General features: G+C 35.3%; 16 protein-coding genes. 4 read left to right on the top strand and 12 right to left on the bottom strand.

Going from position 1 to position 16,889, the window contains the following annotated elements; genetic code table 11:
- Nucleotides 1-60: 60 nt before the first annotated feature.
- Together C7D53_RS03750 and C7D53_RS03745 are read right to left on the bottom strand one after the other, a co-directional pair.
- A complete protein-coding gene (locus tag C7D53_RS03750; RefSeq protein ID WP_106915039.1) occupies nt 61-906 on the bottom strand; it encodes an AraC family transcriptional regulator in 846 nt (281 codons plus the stop codon).
- 182 nt (nt 907-1,088) lie between these two features.
- A complete protein-coding gene (locus C7D53_RS03745) occupies nt 1,089-2,423 on the bottom strand; it encodes an amidohydrolase (RefSeq protein ID WP_106915038.1) in 1,335 nt (444 codons plus the stop codon).
- A 432-nt stretch (nt 2,424-2,855) separates the two neighbouring features.
- On the opposite strand from C7D53_RS03745, the gene C7D53_RS03740 reads away from it, so the two are divergent.
- Nucleotides 2,856-3,209: a hypothetical protein gene (locus C7D53_RS03740; RefSeq protein WP_106915037.1), complete on the top strand. Its 354-nt coding sequence runs from the start codon at nt 2,856-2,858 to the stop codon at nt 3,207-3,209.
- 61 nt (nt 3,210-3,270) lie between these two features.
- Here the strand turns inward: C7D53_RS03740 and hemL are convergent, their stop codons facing one another.
- The 5 genes from hemL to C7D53_RS03715 all read right to left on the bottom strand — a co-directional run bounded on the left by hemL (nt 3,271) and on the right by C7D53_RS03715 (nt 8,045).
- Complete coding sequence (gene hemL / locus C7D53_RS03735) at nt 3,271-4,560, bottom strand: glutamate-1-semialdehyde 2,1-aminomutase (RefSeq protein ID WP_106915036.1); 1,290 nt, start codon at nt 4,558-4,560, stop codon at nt 3,271-3,273.
- A gap of 17 nt (nt 4,561-4,577) precedes the next feature.
- Nucleotides 4,578-5,546, bottom strand: a complete 969-nt coding sequence (locus tag C7D53_RS03730; RefSeq protein WP_162926071.1) for a hypothetical protein — start codon at nt 5,544-5,546, stop codon at nt 4,578-4,580.
- Nucleotides 5,547-5,559: 13 nt separating this feature from the next.
- A complete protein-coding gene (locus C7D53_RS03725) occupies nt 5,560-6,618 on the bottom strand; it encodes a glucosaminidase domain-containing protein (RefSeq protein WP_106915034.1) in 1,059 nt (352 codons plus the stop codon).
- 15 nt (nt 6,619-6,633) lie between these two features.
- A complete protein-coding gene (locus C7D53_RS03720) occupies nt 6,634-7,542 on the bottom strand; it encodes a 1-aminocyclopropane-1-carboxylate deaminase/D-cysteine desulfhydrase (protein WP_106915033.1) in 909 nt (302 codons plus the stop codon).
- A gap of 176 nt (nt 7,543-7,718) precedes the next feature.
- Nucleotides 7,719-8,045, bottom strand: a complete 327-nt coding sequence (locus tag C7D53_RS03715) for a hypothetical protein (RefSeq protein ID WP_106915032.1) — start codon at nt 8,043-8,045, stop codon at nt 7,719-7,721.
- A 40-nt stretch (nt 8,046-8,085) separates the two neighbouring features.
- On the opposite strand from C7D53_RS03715, the gene C7D53_RS03710 reads away from it, so the two are divergent.
- The 3 genes from C7D53_RS03710 to C7D53_RS03700 all read left to right on the top strand — a co-directional run bounded on the left by C7D53_RS03710 (nt 8,086) and on the right by C7D53_RS03700 (nt 10,838).
- On the top strand, nt 8,086-8,268 hold the full coding sequence (locus C7D53_RS03710) for a DUF5522 domain-containing protein (protein ID WP_034745671.1): 183 nt from the start codon (nt 8,086-8,088) through the stop codon (nt 8,266-8,268).
- 1 nt (nt 8,269) lies between these two features.
- Entirely contained in the window at nt 8,270-8,797 is a 528-nt protein-coding gene (locus C7D53_RS03705; RefSeq protein ID WP_106915561.1) for a DUF4136 domain-containing protein, read from the top strand.
- 259 nt (nt 8,798-9,056) lie between these two features.
- The gene (locus C7D53_RS03700) at nt 9,057-10,838 is read left to right on the top strand and encodes an endonuclease (protein ID WP_106915031.1); all 1,782 of its coding nucleotides are present in this window, start codon (nt 9,057-9,059) and stop codon (nt 10,836-10,838) included.
- A 70-nt stretch (nt 10,839-10,908) separates the two neighbouring features.
- Here the strand turns inward: C7D53_RS03700 and C7D53_RS03695 are convergent, their stop codons facing one another.
- The 5 genes from C7D53_RS03695 to C7D53_RS03675 form a co-directional block, all read right to left on the bottom strand.
- Nucleotides 10,909-11,394, bottom strand: a complete 486-nt coding sequence (locus tag C7D53_RS03695; protein WP_106915030.1) for a hypothetical protein — start codon at nt 11,392-11,394, stop codon at nt 10,909-10,911.
- Between the two features lie 97 nt (nt 11,395-11,491).
- Nucleotides 11,492-12,394: a hypothetical protein gene (locus C7D53_RS03690; protein ID WP_228422162.1), complete on the bottom strand. Its 903-nt coding sequence runs from the start codon at nt 12,392-12,394 to the stop codon at nt 11,492-11,494.
- Between the two features lie 77 nt (nt 12,395-12,471).
- Nucleotides 12,472-15,327: an OmpA family protein gene (locus C7D53_RS03685; RefSeq protein WP_106915028.1), complete on the bottom strand. Its 2,856-nt coding sequence runs from the start codon at nt 15,325-15,327 to the stop codon at nt 12,472-12,474.
- 12 nt (nt 15,328-15,339) lie between these two features.
- The gene (locus tag C7D53_RS03680; RefSeq protein WP_106915027.1) at nt 15,340-15,825 is read right to left on the bottom strand and encodes a DUF4280 domain-containing protein; all 486 of its coding nucleotides are present in this window, start codon (nt 15,823-15,825) and stop codon (nt 15,340-15,342) included.
- A 2-nt stretch (nt 15,826-15,827) separates the two neighbouring features.
- On the bottom strand, nt 15,828-16,880 hold the full coding sequence (locus C7D53_RS03675) for a hypothetical protein (protein ID WP_162926070.1): 1,053 nt from the start codon (nt 16,878-16,880) through the stop codon (nt 15,828-15,830).
- Nucleotides 16,881-16,889 lie beyond the last annotated feature (9 nt).

Below are 16,889 nucleotides of genomic sequence, written 5' to 3'. Positions count from 1 at the left end.
CAAAATTACACCAGCTTCTGTTGAAAACCGGTGTATCAATTATGTCTTGTTTTGTATAAATTATTCCTTGAATTGAGATGGAGTCATTCCGGTCTGAGCTTTAAAGAACTTAGAAAAACTGGCATGGTCATAAAAACCAAGGTCGTAAACAATATCTTTTACAGACATTTCCGAAACCTTAAGAAGGCGCTTTGCTTCCAGTAAAATACGATCCTGAATAAGGGATGATGCGGAAGCATTGAGATTTTTTTTACATACAATATTCAGGTAGTTGGCAGAAATATTCAGTTTATCTGCATAAAAAGAAACCGATCTTTCTGTCCTGAAATGTTCATCAATAAGATGTAAAAATTTTGAAATGATTGGATTTGAATTGTAGACTTCAAAATCCTTAAAGGCTCCCTCCATTGATTGGCTTACCAATAAACCGATCAACTCACTTCTCTTTTGAATCAGTTCCCAAAAGATATTTTCTTTGGACAATTCTTTTTGAATGGCCTGAAATTCATATAAAAAAGTTGTAAAAACCTCTTTGGAAAGATTAATGACCGGATGGTTTTGATAATAAGAAGCGGAAAAACGCAATGAAGGCAAAAAACTTTCAAACCAATCTCTGCTGATCATCAACTGATAGCCTATTGTTTCTTTTTCAATCACCCATTGATGCACCTGATCAGGAAAAACCAGATGAATCTGATGATCTCCCACTTTATATTCCGTAAAATCTATGGTATGTGAGCCTACTCCGTGTTCAAAAAGATTAATGATAAAAAAATCATGCTTGTGGGGATCATCAATGGAACGTGCCCCGTAAAGTTCATTAAACAGTAAATTGCAGCCTTTAAGCTGATTCTCGCTAAACTCCTGAATTCCTAAAATGGGAAAATGATCTGTATGATAACTCACGCTACCTGAATTTCTCTTAAAATTAATAAAATTTATGAGAGAAAAAATTAAAATAGCCACAAAAGATACGGATACCCTTTGTGGCCAAAAAAACACTAACTAAATTATATATCTAAATTTTTAATTAACAGACAATTACCTCCTGTTAATAATACTTTTTTAATCTTATATAGACTAAGGGTTTAGAAAACAACATTTCCCTGATGCACCAATGATTCTACCTCTGATATTCTTGATACTGCTTCTGCAGAGCAACTGGCGTTCAATAAAACAAAATCTGCGTTATCTCCTGTTTTAGGCCATTGCTGAGTTCCTTTATCATCCAAAGGAAGGATATTTCCTGTTGCCAATTTTAAACTTCTTGATAATAAAAACTCGGTTGAATATCCATACAACTGTGCCATCAGATTGGCTTTTTGAAGTACACTTCCGGTCCCGAAGGTATTCCAGTGATCCACAATACTGTCATTTCCGGTTAATACCGTTACCTTGTGTTTGTATAATATGGGAATGGGCATAATCATTCTTCCAAAAGGAATAGTAGAAACAATCCCGATTTGTGCTTCGGCCAGTTTTTCGGCTACTTCTTCCTGTTTGGCAGCTTCTAATTTGGCTAAAATGAAGCAGTGGCTCAGGTAAGTTTTTCCTTTTAAAGATGGGTTTTCGTTCACTTTTTTAATAAGATACTCAACTGTTTTCAATCCGGAATCTCCTGTTTCATGCAAATGAATATCTATTCCTTTTTTATTGTCCAGGGCCAATTGAACGGTAAAGTCCATCACTTTTTCAATATCTCCATCTACATTGAACGGGTCTACTCCACCAATAAAATCAATATCCATCTTGGCAGCTTCTTTCAGATAAGGAGCTGAGTCTGTATAAAACACTCCATGCTGTGGAAAAGCTACCAATTCAGCACCGAAGCCTTTCTTTTTATTCTCTAAAGCCTTTTGCAGATTTTTTAGAGACTGAAGCTTTGAAGTTGGTTCAATATTCACATGACTTCTTGCGAATGAAGTTCCTTTTGATTGTAATAATTCAATCATCTTTTCAGCTTTAAATGTTGAATTCTTAAGCATTTCGGGAAGCATTTTCTTTTCAAGCTCAATCATTCCCTTTACCCCGCCTGTTCTTTTTCTTACAGCCTGCCATTGATCCCCGTAAAAGGTTTTATCCAAATGAATGTGCATATCTTTAAATGCTGGAAGCATTAATAATCCTTTGGCATCTACAGCCTTTGCATTGGGTTGATTGGGAGCAATCCTGGTGATCTTTCCATTTTCAGCTTCTATGTAAAACAGATCAGTTCTGGTAGCAGAAACGTCTCCTTCTTCATAGTCAAAACCTGTTTCTAAACGAACATTTTTAAGGCTCAGTTTTCCCTTTGCCGAAATATTTTTTTCATCAAAAAAAGGTGATGCAGTCATGATATTAGGTATTAAAGTTAATCCTGCCATTGCCAATGCTGAATTTCTTATAAAATCCTTACGGGACATATTATTGTCTGAAGTCTTCATTTCCAATCTATTTATGACAAAAATAAAAAGAACTGTCCTGAACAAAGTGTATGGTTTATTACAAAATCTGTATGATTTATACTTTCTTGATTTTAGACTAATCCCACTGCGATATTTTTGGATTAGCAGATGGAAATTATTAATAAGTCTGTTTAAACTTAACCATAAAAGTCACAAAAGTTTTTACTTTTTCACACACTTGAGTACACTTTAGAAAGTATAAGGAAATACTGCACAATTAAGTTCGCATAAGATGAAAATCTTTAGTGTACTTCTTATAAACAAAGGATATCACTTAAATAACTTACGTGTTTAAAAAGCTTTTGTATTTCCTTTGTGGTTTAATAAAAAATTTAAACAGATTTAATATAAGAATTCTATTAATTAAGTATCCATCCATAACTTTCTTATTATTTTTGAAAAAAAAATTCTATGAAAAAAATAGTAAGCATTATTTCGATATCTGCGTCAGTCATTGTATCTGCACAAACAGGGATTAATACCCCCAATCCAAAAGCAACCCTTGATGTGACTGCAAAAAAAGAAGTTTTAACTATTGACGGATTATTGCCTCCCAGATTAACCCGTGCAGAACTTACAGAAAAAGGAAACACTTTATATGGAATGGAACAGGATGGAGCCATTATATATATTACCAACCCTTCGGGAGGAGATAATGCAAGCCAAAGAGAATATATTGAAAGTAAGGGACTTTATATCTTTGATGCTGAGGCTGCCAACAAGGAGGGACGTTGGATGTGTCTATTCTGCTATGGTATTGTATAATAAAAACATAATTACTTGTATACAAAAAGAGACTGCCTATTATGACAGTCTCTTTTTGTATTTATAAATTAGAATATTCAAATTTCCTTACTGCTTCCAGTGTCATGTCAATTTCTTTATCCTTGATTGCATCACTGATGAAATAGGTTTCATAACCACTTGGTGGCAGATACACTCCATTCTGAAGCATCTGGTGGAAGAAGTTATTAAACAAAGAATGATTGGCTTCCTGTGCTTCATCAAAGTTAGAAACTCTGTTGATATGGAAGAACACAGACATCATTGATCCTTTTCTGTTGATTTTATGAGCAATTCCTTTTTCATTTAAGATCTTTCCGATTTCAAAATCTAAGGTTTCTGTTGTTTTATTCAATCTGTTGAAAAATTCCGAATCGTTTTTAATCAGTTGAAGAGTTTTTAATCCTGCTCTCATTGCCAAAGGATTTCCACTTAATGTTCCTGCCTGGTATACACCTCCTTTTGGTGCCAGGTGGTCCATAATTTCGTTTCTTCCTGCAAAGGCTCCCACTGGAAGTCCGCCTCCGATTACTTTTCCATAGGTTACTAAATCTGCTTTAACATTGAAAAGCTCCTGCGCTCCTCCAAATGCCAATCTGAAACCAGTCATTACCTCATCAAAGATTAGTAAAGCACCATTTTCATCACAAATTTTTCTAAGGTTTTGCAGGAAATTATTTTCTGGCAATACACATCCCATATTTCCGGCAACCGGCTCTATGATTACGGCTGCAATTTCTCCCTGATTGTGACGGAATAAATCCTCAACCTGTTCAAAATCATTGTAACGAGCCAATAACGTATCTTTAGCCGTACCCGCTGTTACTCCCGGAGAATTTGGATTTCCAAAAGTTGCTGCCCCGCTTCCTGCTTTAATCAGAAATGAATCTGAATGACCGTGATAACAACCCTCAAATTTTACAATTTTATCTCTCTTGGTATATCCTCTTGCCAGTCTGATAGCGCTCATACAAGCTTCTGTTCCTGAAGAAACCATTCTGATCTGGTCTATATTGGGAACATTTTCAATGATGAATTTTGCAATTTCAGTTTCAAGTTCTGTAGGAGCACCGAATGAGAACCCTTTTTCAGCCTGTAGTTTCAGTTCTTCCAATACTTCAGGATGAGTATGTCCTAAAATAGCCGGTCCCCATGAATTGATGTAATCGATATACGTATTATCATCTGCATCCGTAAGATAAGCTCCTTTTGCTGATTTCATGAAAACGGGAACTCCTCCCACAGATTTGAATGCTCTTACCGGAGAATTTACTCCTCCCGGAATGTATTTATAGGCTTCCTCAAATAAAGCCGAACTTCTTTGGTACTTCATTTTCTATTTTTTATTGTTTAACCCTCAAAGTAAAGGGTACCATCTTCTCCTGCATAATTTTTCTGCCCATCAATAATCGTATAATACAGTTGAAAAGGATTACCGTTTTTCCAAAGCTGTACAGCCGGTTCAAACTTTCCGTCTAAAACTTTATTATTGGGAAGAATTGTTTTAAAAATTAAATTATTCTGATGATTGACATCAGGTTCTGAAATATAAACCAACTTATGGTCATCCACCAAATAGAGGTCTCTAAATTTATTAGGATATACCTCCCGTAAATTTATATCTACAAGCCCTATTAAATTTGAAGTATTCACTGTAAAAATATAGGGATTTTTTCTATAATACTGCCATCCTGTGTATGCCAGCTCTGGTGTATTCATAAAGATTTTCTTCAGTTCAGGAATATAAATTCCAACATCTGTATTACCAGACTTTATTTCTATAAAATCTCTCTTGAAGTTTATTTGATAATGATCATTGTTAAAGGGTTTCAGCATTTCAATATCATCATCACTAAGATCATCCCAGCTTAATACGATTTCTTTTCTGTCTCCACTGTAAGAAGTATCTACTCCCCATCCTCTATCATTTACCGGATATCTTTCAGGTGGGATATACTTTTCCAGACGCATTTTTGTCTTCATGGAATAATAATAGTAATCCCATCCGTCAAAAACCATAAATTTATCTCCATACACCGCTATCGGCTCATTCGAAACAAATGGCAAAACAACGGTTGAGTTTGGACCAATAACTCCAAATTTGCCAGCTTGTTCTGCGTGAAAACCTTTCACGGATTCATCATACCAGCTTATACTATTATATTGAGGTTGTACTGTAATAAATTTACCCATATCACACAATCCCCATACTTTACCTTTTCTGTAAGGAATATAGTTTTGTTCCTGAGAAAATATTGTACATGACATAAATATCAAAAATATCCAAAGATATCCAGAAGTCATATTTAATATTTTCATGGGTTTGGTAGTATTAGTTTCTTGGTTTTTTATCAATCAAATAAATCAGCTGTCCTGCAGATGGCTGTTGTCCCTCATCCATTCTGTTTTTGGCATATAGCTTGTGTAGTTTGATTCCAAATTTTTGGGCAATATCGTGCATATCCTCACCAGATTCGGCCTTGTAGGTAGCAGTATTTCCTGCAGAATTTTTAGATTCAAGGAAAACGATCTCATTTTTCTTCAACTCTTCATTCTCCAGTTCATTCCACTTCATCAGTCTGCTTTCGCTTACTTTGAATTTATTGGCAATGAATTTAACATTGGTGTCTTCAGGAATAATGATATATTTCAAGCCGTCATTCGGGTGGCTTTTGATAAGAATAGAGTTAAGAATCTCAGCTTTTGTCTTGATTTTTTCTACTCTTTTTTGCTGTTGTGCATAGGAAGTCTGCTTGTACGGAACTTCTACGGTAACCGGTTCCTTGGCTTTCTTAGTTGCCTTTCCTGGTTCCAGCTGCGCCATGAATGTTCTGTCGTCTTTCAGATCCGGATACATTTTAAGGACAGCGTACAACACTTCTTTAGAATTGGTGTTGTCGTATTCGTATAATTTATACTTTTCAATCTTCGTGATCAGGATTGAAGCATATCGTGGATTGGTTGCATATCCGGCTTTTTTTAAACCGGTAGCCCACGCTCTGTAATCCTTCATATCAAGCTTGAAAAGATTGGCGTAATATTTTCTGGTGGATAAAAATATGGAATGATCTTCATAAGACTGTCTTGGATCATCATATACACGGAAACATTCGTTGGGAGCATCGTCCGTATGTTTCATTGTTTTACCGGTCCAATCTTCTTTACATTTTATTCCGAAGTGATTTTTACCCTGCTGAGCCAATCTGCTTTGCCCGCCTCCGGTTTCCAGGAGTCCTTGAGCAAGAGTAATAGAAGCCGGAATTTTATATTTTTCCATTTCCTCTACTGCATATTTAGCAAAATTCTGAATGTACTGATCTTCGGTTGCCCAGCCCTGGGCAGAAAATTTTGATAAAACTAAAAGGCTTATTGATAGGAAAAGTCTTTTCATGTTTTTCAATTTTACTTATATAATTAAATTTCTATTCTGTTTTTCTAAAAGCAGATTTGCTCCTTCAATTCCCTGCAATCCACCTGTATGAAAGCACAAAATTCTGCTGTTTTCAGGAAAATACTCTTCATCAATTAGTTCAAATATCTTCTGCATCATCTTTCCTGTATAAATCGGTTCTAAAGGAATTTCATATTTTTCTTTAAAATCATTGATAAAACGGATATTTTCATCACTTATTTTACCATAACCTCCAAAACATGAATCTATTAGATTAAAATTATGTTTCAAAGTTAATTCAAAAATTTTATTTTCCAGTGAAGCATCGTCAACAACCTTACATCCTATAACTTTCTGATTATCTTCACAAAATTTTGAAATTCCTGCAATGGTTCCTCCGGTTCCAACTGCGGTGCAAAGATAATCAAAATCTTTTGTTTGCTCATTGAGCATCATTTTTACGCCTGCTACGGCCTCTTCATTGGTTCCGCCTTCAGGAACAATCAATGCTTCAGGAAACTCATGCTGCAGAAATTCCGTCAGTTTTTCTTTATGACGATATTCTTCCCGGGTGACAAATTTCAGGTTCATCCCATTTCTTTTAGCAAAAAGCAATGTTGGATTATCTCGCCATTTATGCTGTAATTCTTCTCCTCTTATAATACCCAGTGTAGGAATCCCTGCCAGATTACCCATCGCCGAAACAGCTGCAATGTGATTGGAAAAAGCACCCCCAAAAGTAATAACATAGGGCTTTTCCGGATTTTTTTCCAGGTAATGATTGACATTATAAAATAGTTTCCAGTATTTATTTCCTGAAATCTGTGGATGGATCAAATCTTCTCTTTTTAAGAAAAGCCTTACATTTTTATGAATTGGAATTTCCTGAATGGGAAGAGGTTCTGTCGGGAATTTTAATAGCATTTTAGTTTTTTGTACTATTCATGGGTTATTATTGCAAAAATAGGAAAAGATTTAATTTTAAATAGGCATACAATTGATCCCTAAAAGCTTTAAATTAATAAGTGGATTAAAGCCGATCCCTCTTGAATTAATATGAGAAAAGGCTTTGACATTTAATTACAACACTTTTCATCATTCTACAGATATTTTCTAAAGTTCCAGAATTTTCTCTTTTTAAGATAGTTTATGTTGTGTTCGTTAGCATAAGCTTCTCGTTCAAATGAAATTCTTCTGTAGGCCAGATAACCGTCTTTTAGTTTGAAAAACCAATAATAATATTCGATGACATAGAAAATATAGAAGAATATGATGAGCATTTCAAGCTGCTGTCTAAGATGGATTTTCTCATGATTGATAAGTACATTATTTTCCTTATCTTCGGGTTTCCTAATGAAGATAAATGGAAAAAGAGCAATGCCATTAATTTTTAGTTTTTTTAGTGGCTTTTGGCATACAATTATCATAGTAACAAATATAAAAAGTTTTTTGACTTGCTTTTAACTTATGGCCCATTATGACATCAAAGAAGGTGAAGACTTCTACTATAATGAACAGGGATACAAGGTTTTTACAGAAAAATTCCATCTAAAAAGGGGACATTGCTGTAAAAGCGGCTGCAGACACTGTCCTTACGGGTACGATAAAAAAACTGATACATTCATTAAAAATGATAAAAAAAATAAATAAAATGAAAAAATATATTTTTATTTTGTTGGCTACTGCTACGTTGGGTTTAACTTCATGTAGCCCTTTTCAGGTACGTTCTGATTATGCTGAAACAGCCAATTTCAATTCTTTTAAAACCTATAAGATAAGAATTGATGATTTAAAATTGAATGATATTGATAAAGACAGGGTTTTGAATGAACTTTCAAGACAACTTCAAAGCAAGGGGCTTCAGTCCGGAGAAAATCCAGATCTGATTGTCAATGTAAAAGCTAATCATAAGAAAGTTACGGATATCAATAGTTCTTCTCCTTACGGAATGTGGGGATGGGGCGGACCTTTCGGATGGGGTGTTGGGATGAACAGAACATGGACCACCAATTATAATGAAGGCGCATTGATTGTTGACCTCATCGATTCAAAAACCAATAAATTGGTTTGGCAGGGTATCGGAAGCGGAATTTCTGTAGATTCTCCAAAATCTAAGCAAAGACAAATTCCTGAAATTCTGGCTGAGATCATGAAAAATTATCCGCCACAGAGAAAATAAGATGTAAATCTATTATTATATATGACCAGTACTTTTTGTACTGGTTTTTTTATGGAATAGCTTTGGGAAATGTCGTTTTTTCAGATCTAATTATTTATCACAATTTATATACTGAAACGGGTATTTACTATCTATAAAGTCTGTTCTATTTCTTTAGTAGCATCCCTCTATTTAAAGCCGAATGCGGTACATTCAAAATTAACAATAATGTAATTTTTTATTCATAAAAATGTAGTATTCTTGTTGAAAATTATATTATATGAAAAAAATTATCTTATTCTCAGTATTTGCGGGACTTGCCAACGCACAGGCACCTTCGGGATACTATAACTCTGCCAACGGACTAAGTGGCGCTGCACTGAAAACGGAATTGAGCAGCATCATTAGTAGCGGTCATCAGGACAAAGGCTATGGCGGACTGTGGACCGCTTATAAAACTACAGATATTGATAAGGACTATGAAAATGACGGTTCTATTCTTGATATTTATTCTGAAAAGCCTGTGGGTACTGATCCATACAAATATACTCCGGGTACTAACCAGTGTGGAACTTACTCTACGGAAGGAAACTGTTATAACAGGGAGCATATTGTTCCTCAAAGTTTGTTTAATCAATCTTCACCAATGGTATCTGATGTTCACTTCATCAGGGCAACAGATGGAAAGGTAAACGGGATGAGAAGTAATTATCCATTCGGAAAGGTTGGAAGCGCAACGTTCACTTCTCAAAACGGATCTAAGCTTGGAAATTCGGTTTCTTCCGGATATGCGGGAACCGTTTTTGAACCGATTGATGAATTTAAGGGTGATGTAGCGCGTATGATCTTTTATTTTGTAACGCGTTATCAGAGTAAGCTTTCGTCTTTTTCTTCGGGAAATATGTTGGGAAGCTCTACATTCCCGGGACTTCAAACCTGGGAGCTGAATGTTCTTCTTGCATGGCATAATCAGGATCCTGTTTCACAGGCGGAGATTAAAAGAAATAATGCTTCTTACAGCTATCAGGGGAACAGAAATCCTTTTATTGATAATCCAAGCTACGTTAATCTTATCTGGGGTTCTCAGCAACCGACTGGTGATACTCAGGCGCCAACAACAGCTACAGGTTTAAATGTTTCCGGAAAAACGGCCAACAGTATTTCTCTTGCTTGGAATGCTTCTACAGATAATGTGGGTGTAACGTCTTATACTGTTTATATGAATGGAAGTCTGAAAACAACGGTAAGCTCTACTTCTGCTACAATTTCAGGATTAAATCCTTCCACTACCTATAATTTTTATGTGGTAGCTAAGGATGCTGCAGGAAATTCTTCTTCTAACAGCTCTACAGTTTCCGGAACAACAAATGCGGGAGGTCCTACAATTCCAACTACGGACTGTGTAAATGAAAATTTTGAAACAATTCCGGCAGCCAGTAGTACTTATACATCTAAAACATGGAGCAACAATGGTGTTTCCTGGACGGCTACAGATTCCAGAACTGACCAAACGATCAACAATAAAGCGATTACGATAAGAAATGGTTCTTTAACATCTAGCAGTCCGTCTAATGGAGGTATTGGTTCTTTAACAGTAACTACACAAATGAAGTTCTCAGGAAGCAATGGAACTTTTGATGTGAAAGTAAACGGAACGAGTGTAGGAACTATTCCTTATAGCACAACGGTTACTACAACTACTATTAACGATATTAATATTACAGGAAACGTAACGGTGAGCTTAGTCAATAATTCTGCGAGCAACAGAGTGGCTATTGATGATCTTAAATGGACCTGTTATTCTGGTGCGGCGGGAAGACAGGCGCGAAGTACTGCTCCAAGCTATAAGATCTCTCCTAACCCGGTTACCAATCAGGAAATCTTTGTAAGTGGAGATGTTCAGAGCATCAAGAAAGCCGAAATCTATACATTACAGGGTAAGGTTCTTCAGACGATTGACAGTCCTTTTAGAAATGGAAATTCAATCAAGACCAGAAATCTTGGTCAGGGTGTATACATCTTGAAACTGGATGGTTCTACGATACAGTTTTTGGTAAAATAAATCAGATATTTATTATAGAAGGCCGGTCTCTTACGAGACCGGCCTTTGTTTTTTATTATTCAATTTATTTTTATTCGTCTTTTTTAACTGGATCCAGGGTAGGATCCCAAAGTCCTAATTTATATTTTTTATTGAGGTATTTCACAGTACTGTTTCGTGATACTAAAAATTCTCTGGCGATAGCATATTCATCAAAGTTGATAGCGAAATGTTCTCTGTATTTTTTAATTTGAGGAGTAATAATAAGACTATCAAAAGACTCTTGTGCTGTTTCATTTTGATGGAGACTCAAAGAATCCCAGAGTTTTTTATTGGCCTTAAAACATGAGTCTTCTATCTGATATTCGTATTTATTGATGAAGATACCGGCTTCTGTATTTTTGTCATCCAGCTTTTTAAGAAAGGAATCTACATACTTTAGTGTATCTCCTGTAGGTTTATATTTTGCAATTACACTTCTAAGTTCATCATTTGCTTTTGTCTCTTTATTCTGGTTCTGAGAACAGGACAGAAGCAATATACACCAGGCTCCTATTAATGCTATATTTCTTTTCATTTCAAATATTTAAAACAATTATTGTTTAGGACTATTTTTTACAATATACTTTGAACTCAGAATTTTTCCCCACTTTTTATCGTAAGAAGATTACCACTTAGTAAACTTTAAACTCTTTTTCTCCTTGTGGCAGGTAAAAATATCGGTTGATGAACATTCCTCTCATTCCTCCGTCATAATCAACTTTTGCCCATAATGCAGTGTTTCCTCTTAATTGATTATCTGTGGTATCCAGCATTAATGCCACCAATCTACCCCCTGCAAAAAACTGTAATTTATACTTTTCTATGGGCTGCATTTTAAAGCTGGAAGATTGATATGCCTGATTAAGCTCTTTCCAGTTATTTTCAATTTCATTTTTGTTACTGTATCCGGACACAAATAAATCTTTGAAACTATCGTACTCAAGCTTTGCAATATTATCAATTTCTTTATTCTGATAAATGCTCCAAATCTCTTTATATTTCTTCAATAATTTTGCTTCCAGTTCTTTTTTATCCATTTTTTGAAGATCCTGTGCATTCTCAAAAGCTGAATGTAATTGATAAGGAACGTTTACTTTGACATCAAAACTTCCCTCGTAATAATTTTTCCCTGCTCCTATAAATTTATGGTTAGAATAGTTTTCAGCTATTTTTACTTCTGTAGAAGGAGTTTTAAATTCTTGTACTACAACATCTCCCTGGCTTTCATTTTTCATATCAAAAGATTCCAGATTCAATGTCAAAGAAGTCTCTTCAGATAAAGCAGCGGAATTGACAGGATACAGTCTATAAGTTATTTTTTGAGTTCCATTTTTGAAAATGAAAGGGTTGATCTCAAAGGCAGAACTGGTTGGCTTTTTAAATTGTTTAAAAGCGGGAAAGTCATTAATAAATACTTCAAAATAACATTGATTGTTCTCATATCTGAAACCATAATTGGGTTCGATAGGATAATTTTTCACCTGCTTTGATATTTCTGTGACAATATTATCTGCTGTAATATTGGGATTTTGCATAGTCTTATTTTTTTCTTGTGAACAGCTTTGTAAACTGATTAATGTTAAAAGTATTGGAATAATTCTTTTCATTTTATTTAAGGTTTAAATAATTGAATCTCATACATTGGCATTTCAAAAGGTTCTATTAATGTAAACGGAGCCGGTTTTCCTTTATTAGTAGCTGTATCAAAAACATCAGTAAATCTATTTTTAATTTTAAGCTCTCCAAGGTACGTTCCTTCAATACCAGAACAATATAATGTTTTTTTAACAAAGAGTCCTTTTCCGCCTTTATTATCAACTCCATATCTCAATCGGGATCCACATGAACCTTGAATTGTTATATTGAGTTTTCCTTGTATTGAGGTCTGTAACGGATCAAATTCAAACTCATATTTGTATGATCCTAATACCGTTGCCGTGAATTTGATCTGGTCTTTAAGCAGAACTTCGTCTTTTGCTGTAAAAATACCATTCTTTAGTTTATCAATTATGGAGTATGTATTGGTAAGAAGGCTATATTTCACATTATGTTCAAACATTATATCGCCTTTTACCTCTATAATTCCTTTTATTTCGGGTACTCCTTTATTTTTGAAATATTCTGCAATGCTGTTATTATTCTCTTTATTGAGGTCTAATTTTTTCTTAGCTACCTTATCTTTAGGATACATTGCCCCTTTTATGTCTTGTATCGTTTTCGTTATCAGCTGTAACAGATCAAACTCTTTTTTGAAACTCAATGCAATTAAAGGATCTGCTTTTATATTCACTTCATACACTACTCCTAGCCTACCGTCTTTTTGCTTTTGATAATACATTCCTGCATTGATTGCTATTGCCGGTGGAATAAGCTCTACTCCTGCATCTTCCATTCTTTTCAGAACAGCGTCTGCTCTTCTTGCCATTTTAGCAAATTTCTGAAGCTTGGTCGCAATGTTTCGGCCTCTTGTTAGGTAGATCATCAAAAGCTCTACAAGAATTCCTATCACTACAAAACCATAAATAATGGCTGCTGCTGCAAATCTCGTATAGTCGGTTTGCTTAATAAGATTGGTTTGGGTACCTACAAGGGAAAGTTCCTGCTCTGATTTCTCTACGGTACGGTTATGAATGGTATGAATTCCGTAGAAATAGCTTTTTGCCTGGCTTTCAATATATTTCAACAGGGTCTGCTCCATGATAAAGTTGGCAGGGAACAGCCTGTATATTTTATAGAATGTTGTATTCTTCAATTCATTAAGAACGTCAGAGATTCCTTGCTCCAGAGTGAAATTTTTCTCATGAAAGTAGTAAGGCATTACTTTATCTTCGCTATTGTATTGAAAGTGCCCAATCCAGATAATATCGGGATATACCCTTACTTCCAGAGTAGCGTTTTTCTTACTCGCATAATAAGCACAGCTATTGATGTAAAAGGCAAATTTATAATCAATCCCTGCAAAAGGATTGAGAAATTTCGCCAACATTAACACGTAGTTCTTGGGAAACTGAGCCTGTTGTGAAAATACAGTTTGCTTTACTTTTTCTCCTTTTTTAGGACGTAGATCTTTACCTCCAGTTTCATTGATATAGATCGTGGTTTTATCATGCTTTTCTTTTCTGAAGCATCCTTTATTTTCACGATCAATTACACTGACAGTAATTTCCTTATTCTTTTTTGCATCCGGACCGATGGTTTCATAGATCAATGCGGCTTGGTTATACTCCAAATAGCTGAAATCAATCTCTACTCTACGGTTCTTTTTATAAGCTTCTTCAGTTTTTCCTGATACAGCGGGGTTTACTTCACCATAGCCTCTCGTTTTTATTCTGTTTTTAAGAAGTCCTCCTTTTACAAAAAAATCTTTTACTGCTTGTGCTCTTCTTTCTGAAAGGCTCTGATTATAGTCCAGGGTACCTCTATCATCTGCATGCCCGGAAAGGGTCATGTCAAGGTGCTGATTGTATAATAAAAAGTCTAATATGGTTTGTAAAACGTCTCTTTCATTAGGGCGTATCTCTGCTCTATCAAAAGCAAAATGAATTCTGCTGGTCACCAGCTGAGTTTCGGAGGTTATTTTTTTTAATTTTGTACTGCCCTCTTTAAAAACCACAAAATTTTCACCATTATCATCTACATTAATTTGTCTAAATGTACATTTATGGGTATTTTTTGCATTTTTATCGGGTAGGCCTACCTTGGTTGGGGTATTTGTTACGGAACTTTCTATGCCTTTACTTACCACATTATTCTGAATCCTGAGAAAACGTCCGTGGATCTTGTCTTTACCATCGGTTACTTCAAGCCCTGATGCTGTTTTTACTCTTACGTAGAATTCTTCTTTAGCTTTAGGTTTGCCTATTTTACCGTACCATTGATAGGTATTTCCTATTTTAAGATTAATCTGTCCATCAATAACCTCTACGTTATAATAGGTAAAAATCAACTTATCGTCCTTAAGCCCTTTTCCTCCTTCTACAACTTTGTAAACGTCTACAAAAACCTTTTCACCATTCAATCCTTCTGTATCTAAACGAAGATGAATAATATGTCCGTAAGAAAACACATAACTTTGTCTTTCGTCTTCGCCTCCTTTTTGCTTACACCATGCACTTTTGATAATTCTGGGTTCAGTCCAGCCCTTTACGTACAATCCTGTGGTATTAGAGTCTCTTTTTCCGGAAAGACTTGCTTCTATATAGTAATAATAGCTTCCGCAATATTTTTTAGCAATTTTAAATTTATACCCAACTGCAGATGCTTTTTTCTCAATAACCCCTTGCCTGTCTGCCGTTTGCTTTATCCATACTACAGGTTTCTTTTTTTCTTCAGCAGTAGTACCCGGCAACCAATCATTCACCTCAAAAGTGACCTCCTTATCGGCAAAAAGTGTCACTCTTTTCCCTAGCACTGTCATATCAGGATAATAAGGACCTTTGAATTTTATTGTTTTAACTCCTTTCGCCATTTCCTTTTGTTTTTAGATTACATCAGCCTCTTCACCAGAAGGCTGATCTTTATACATTGATTCTGTGTCTACCAAAGGATTAATCTGCTGTTGTACATCCTTATTGGCATTTTTAAAGTTCTGTTGACTGGCTTCTGCCTTTTGGCCATGATCTATGATTTCTATACATGGAGTTCCGGCAACGGCACAAATTGCCTTGCTGTCTTCCAGAATTATATATCCGCCATTGCTGAGCTGTACTTTTTCATAGAATTTTTGCCATTCTGTGACCATGATTTTGCATGGTGGTGGCGGGCCTCCATTTTTTGTACAGTTCCCGAATGTATTTTTCTCAAACGTTGCTCCTCCTATTTCCTTAGTGGTAACGATCAGTTTTTTAGAGGCATTTTTATCGTTAGCATATTCTTTTTGATGGGAAAGTACTTTAAGCTTATCCGGTGCCTGCCCGAACTGACACTTGCACATCGCTCCTTGTACTACAATATGTTTTTCTGCCATAACTATTGTTCTTTATTGGATACTACAAGCCTTGTGAGGTACTGATTTCCGAATTCAAGGCGAACAAAGTTGGTGTTCATCTTGAAAGTGACTACCGTTAATGCTTTTGACGTATTTTCATCGGTTTCTACTGTTGTCTGGTAAAGCTGTGCTTTATATCTTGCAAATTTTGTTTGGCACTCTGTAGGTGAACTTTCATTGAAAACTAATCCATAGGGTAATCCTGATACCTTTTTATCTCCGTAATACTGTAGCGCATAGTATTCTTCTCCATCATTCATTTTGGCGTAGATCAAATTGAAGACCTCTTCAATATCCCAGCTCGAATATTTCCCGCCTTTACAGTTTTCACATTCAGGTTCGGTTGGCTGTATTTGTAGAAATTTTGTAAAGGTATCAGCAGTGGTCGGCAGGGAAATAAATTGTTTTTTTCCAAATAATCCCTGTAGTTTTTGGGATGTTGTTTTTTCTATAGTTCTTCTATTTTCAATCTCTGCTATCTGGGCTTCTGCCTCTGCCATCTGATCAGATGCAGGTGCTGCGGCGTCTGCTACTGCCTGTGCGGATAGAGTTTTGGATTCTTTCTGATTCAACAGAAACTCTTTAATTTCTTTTTCCAGCTTGCCTGTTGATTTGGATTGTTTTACATCAACTTCTTTCTTTGACCAGCTATCAGGTGTAATATTTTCAAGGAAAATACTAACCTTTGTACTTTTTTTTGAAATTTTAGTAAGAGTTACATTCCAGCTTGCCTGTTGAATAAACTGCTTCGGCTTTGCTCCTTTATTTAAAGCAAGTTCCAGATAAGGATTTTTGGAACCGGCATCGTATTTTAGGTTATAGAGATTAATATTGGTTGAAAAACTACCTACAGCGGTAGATGCAGCAGCATCCATACTTTCATTTTTTGTAAAATCATTTTCAAAATTAAAAATGACATTTTCCAGAATTTCTATGTTCTTGGGTACGGTAAACTCTACTTTTTGTCCGAAAGACATGCTGAAACATATTATAAAGATCAGCGTAAGTATTTTATGATTTAATTTTAGATTCATATTGTTCGT

It is taken from the genome of Chryseobacterium aurantiacum, from assembly GCF_003020585.1.
Taxonomy (GTDB): domain Bacteria; phylum Bacteroidota; class Bacteroidia; order Flavobacteriales; family Weeksellaceae; genus Chryseobacterium; species Chryseobacterium aurantiacum.
This window is presented reverse-complemented; position numbering and strand designations above follow the sequence as displayed.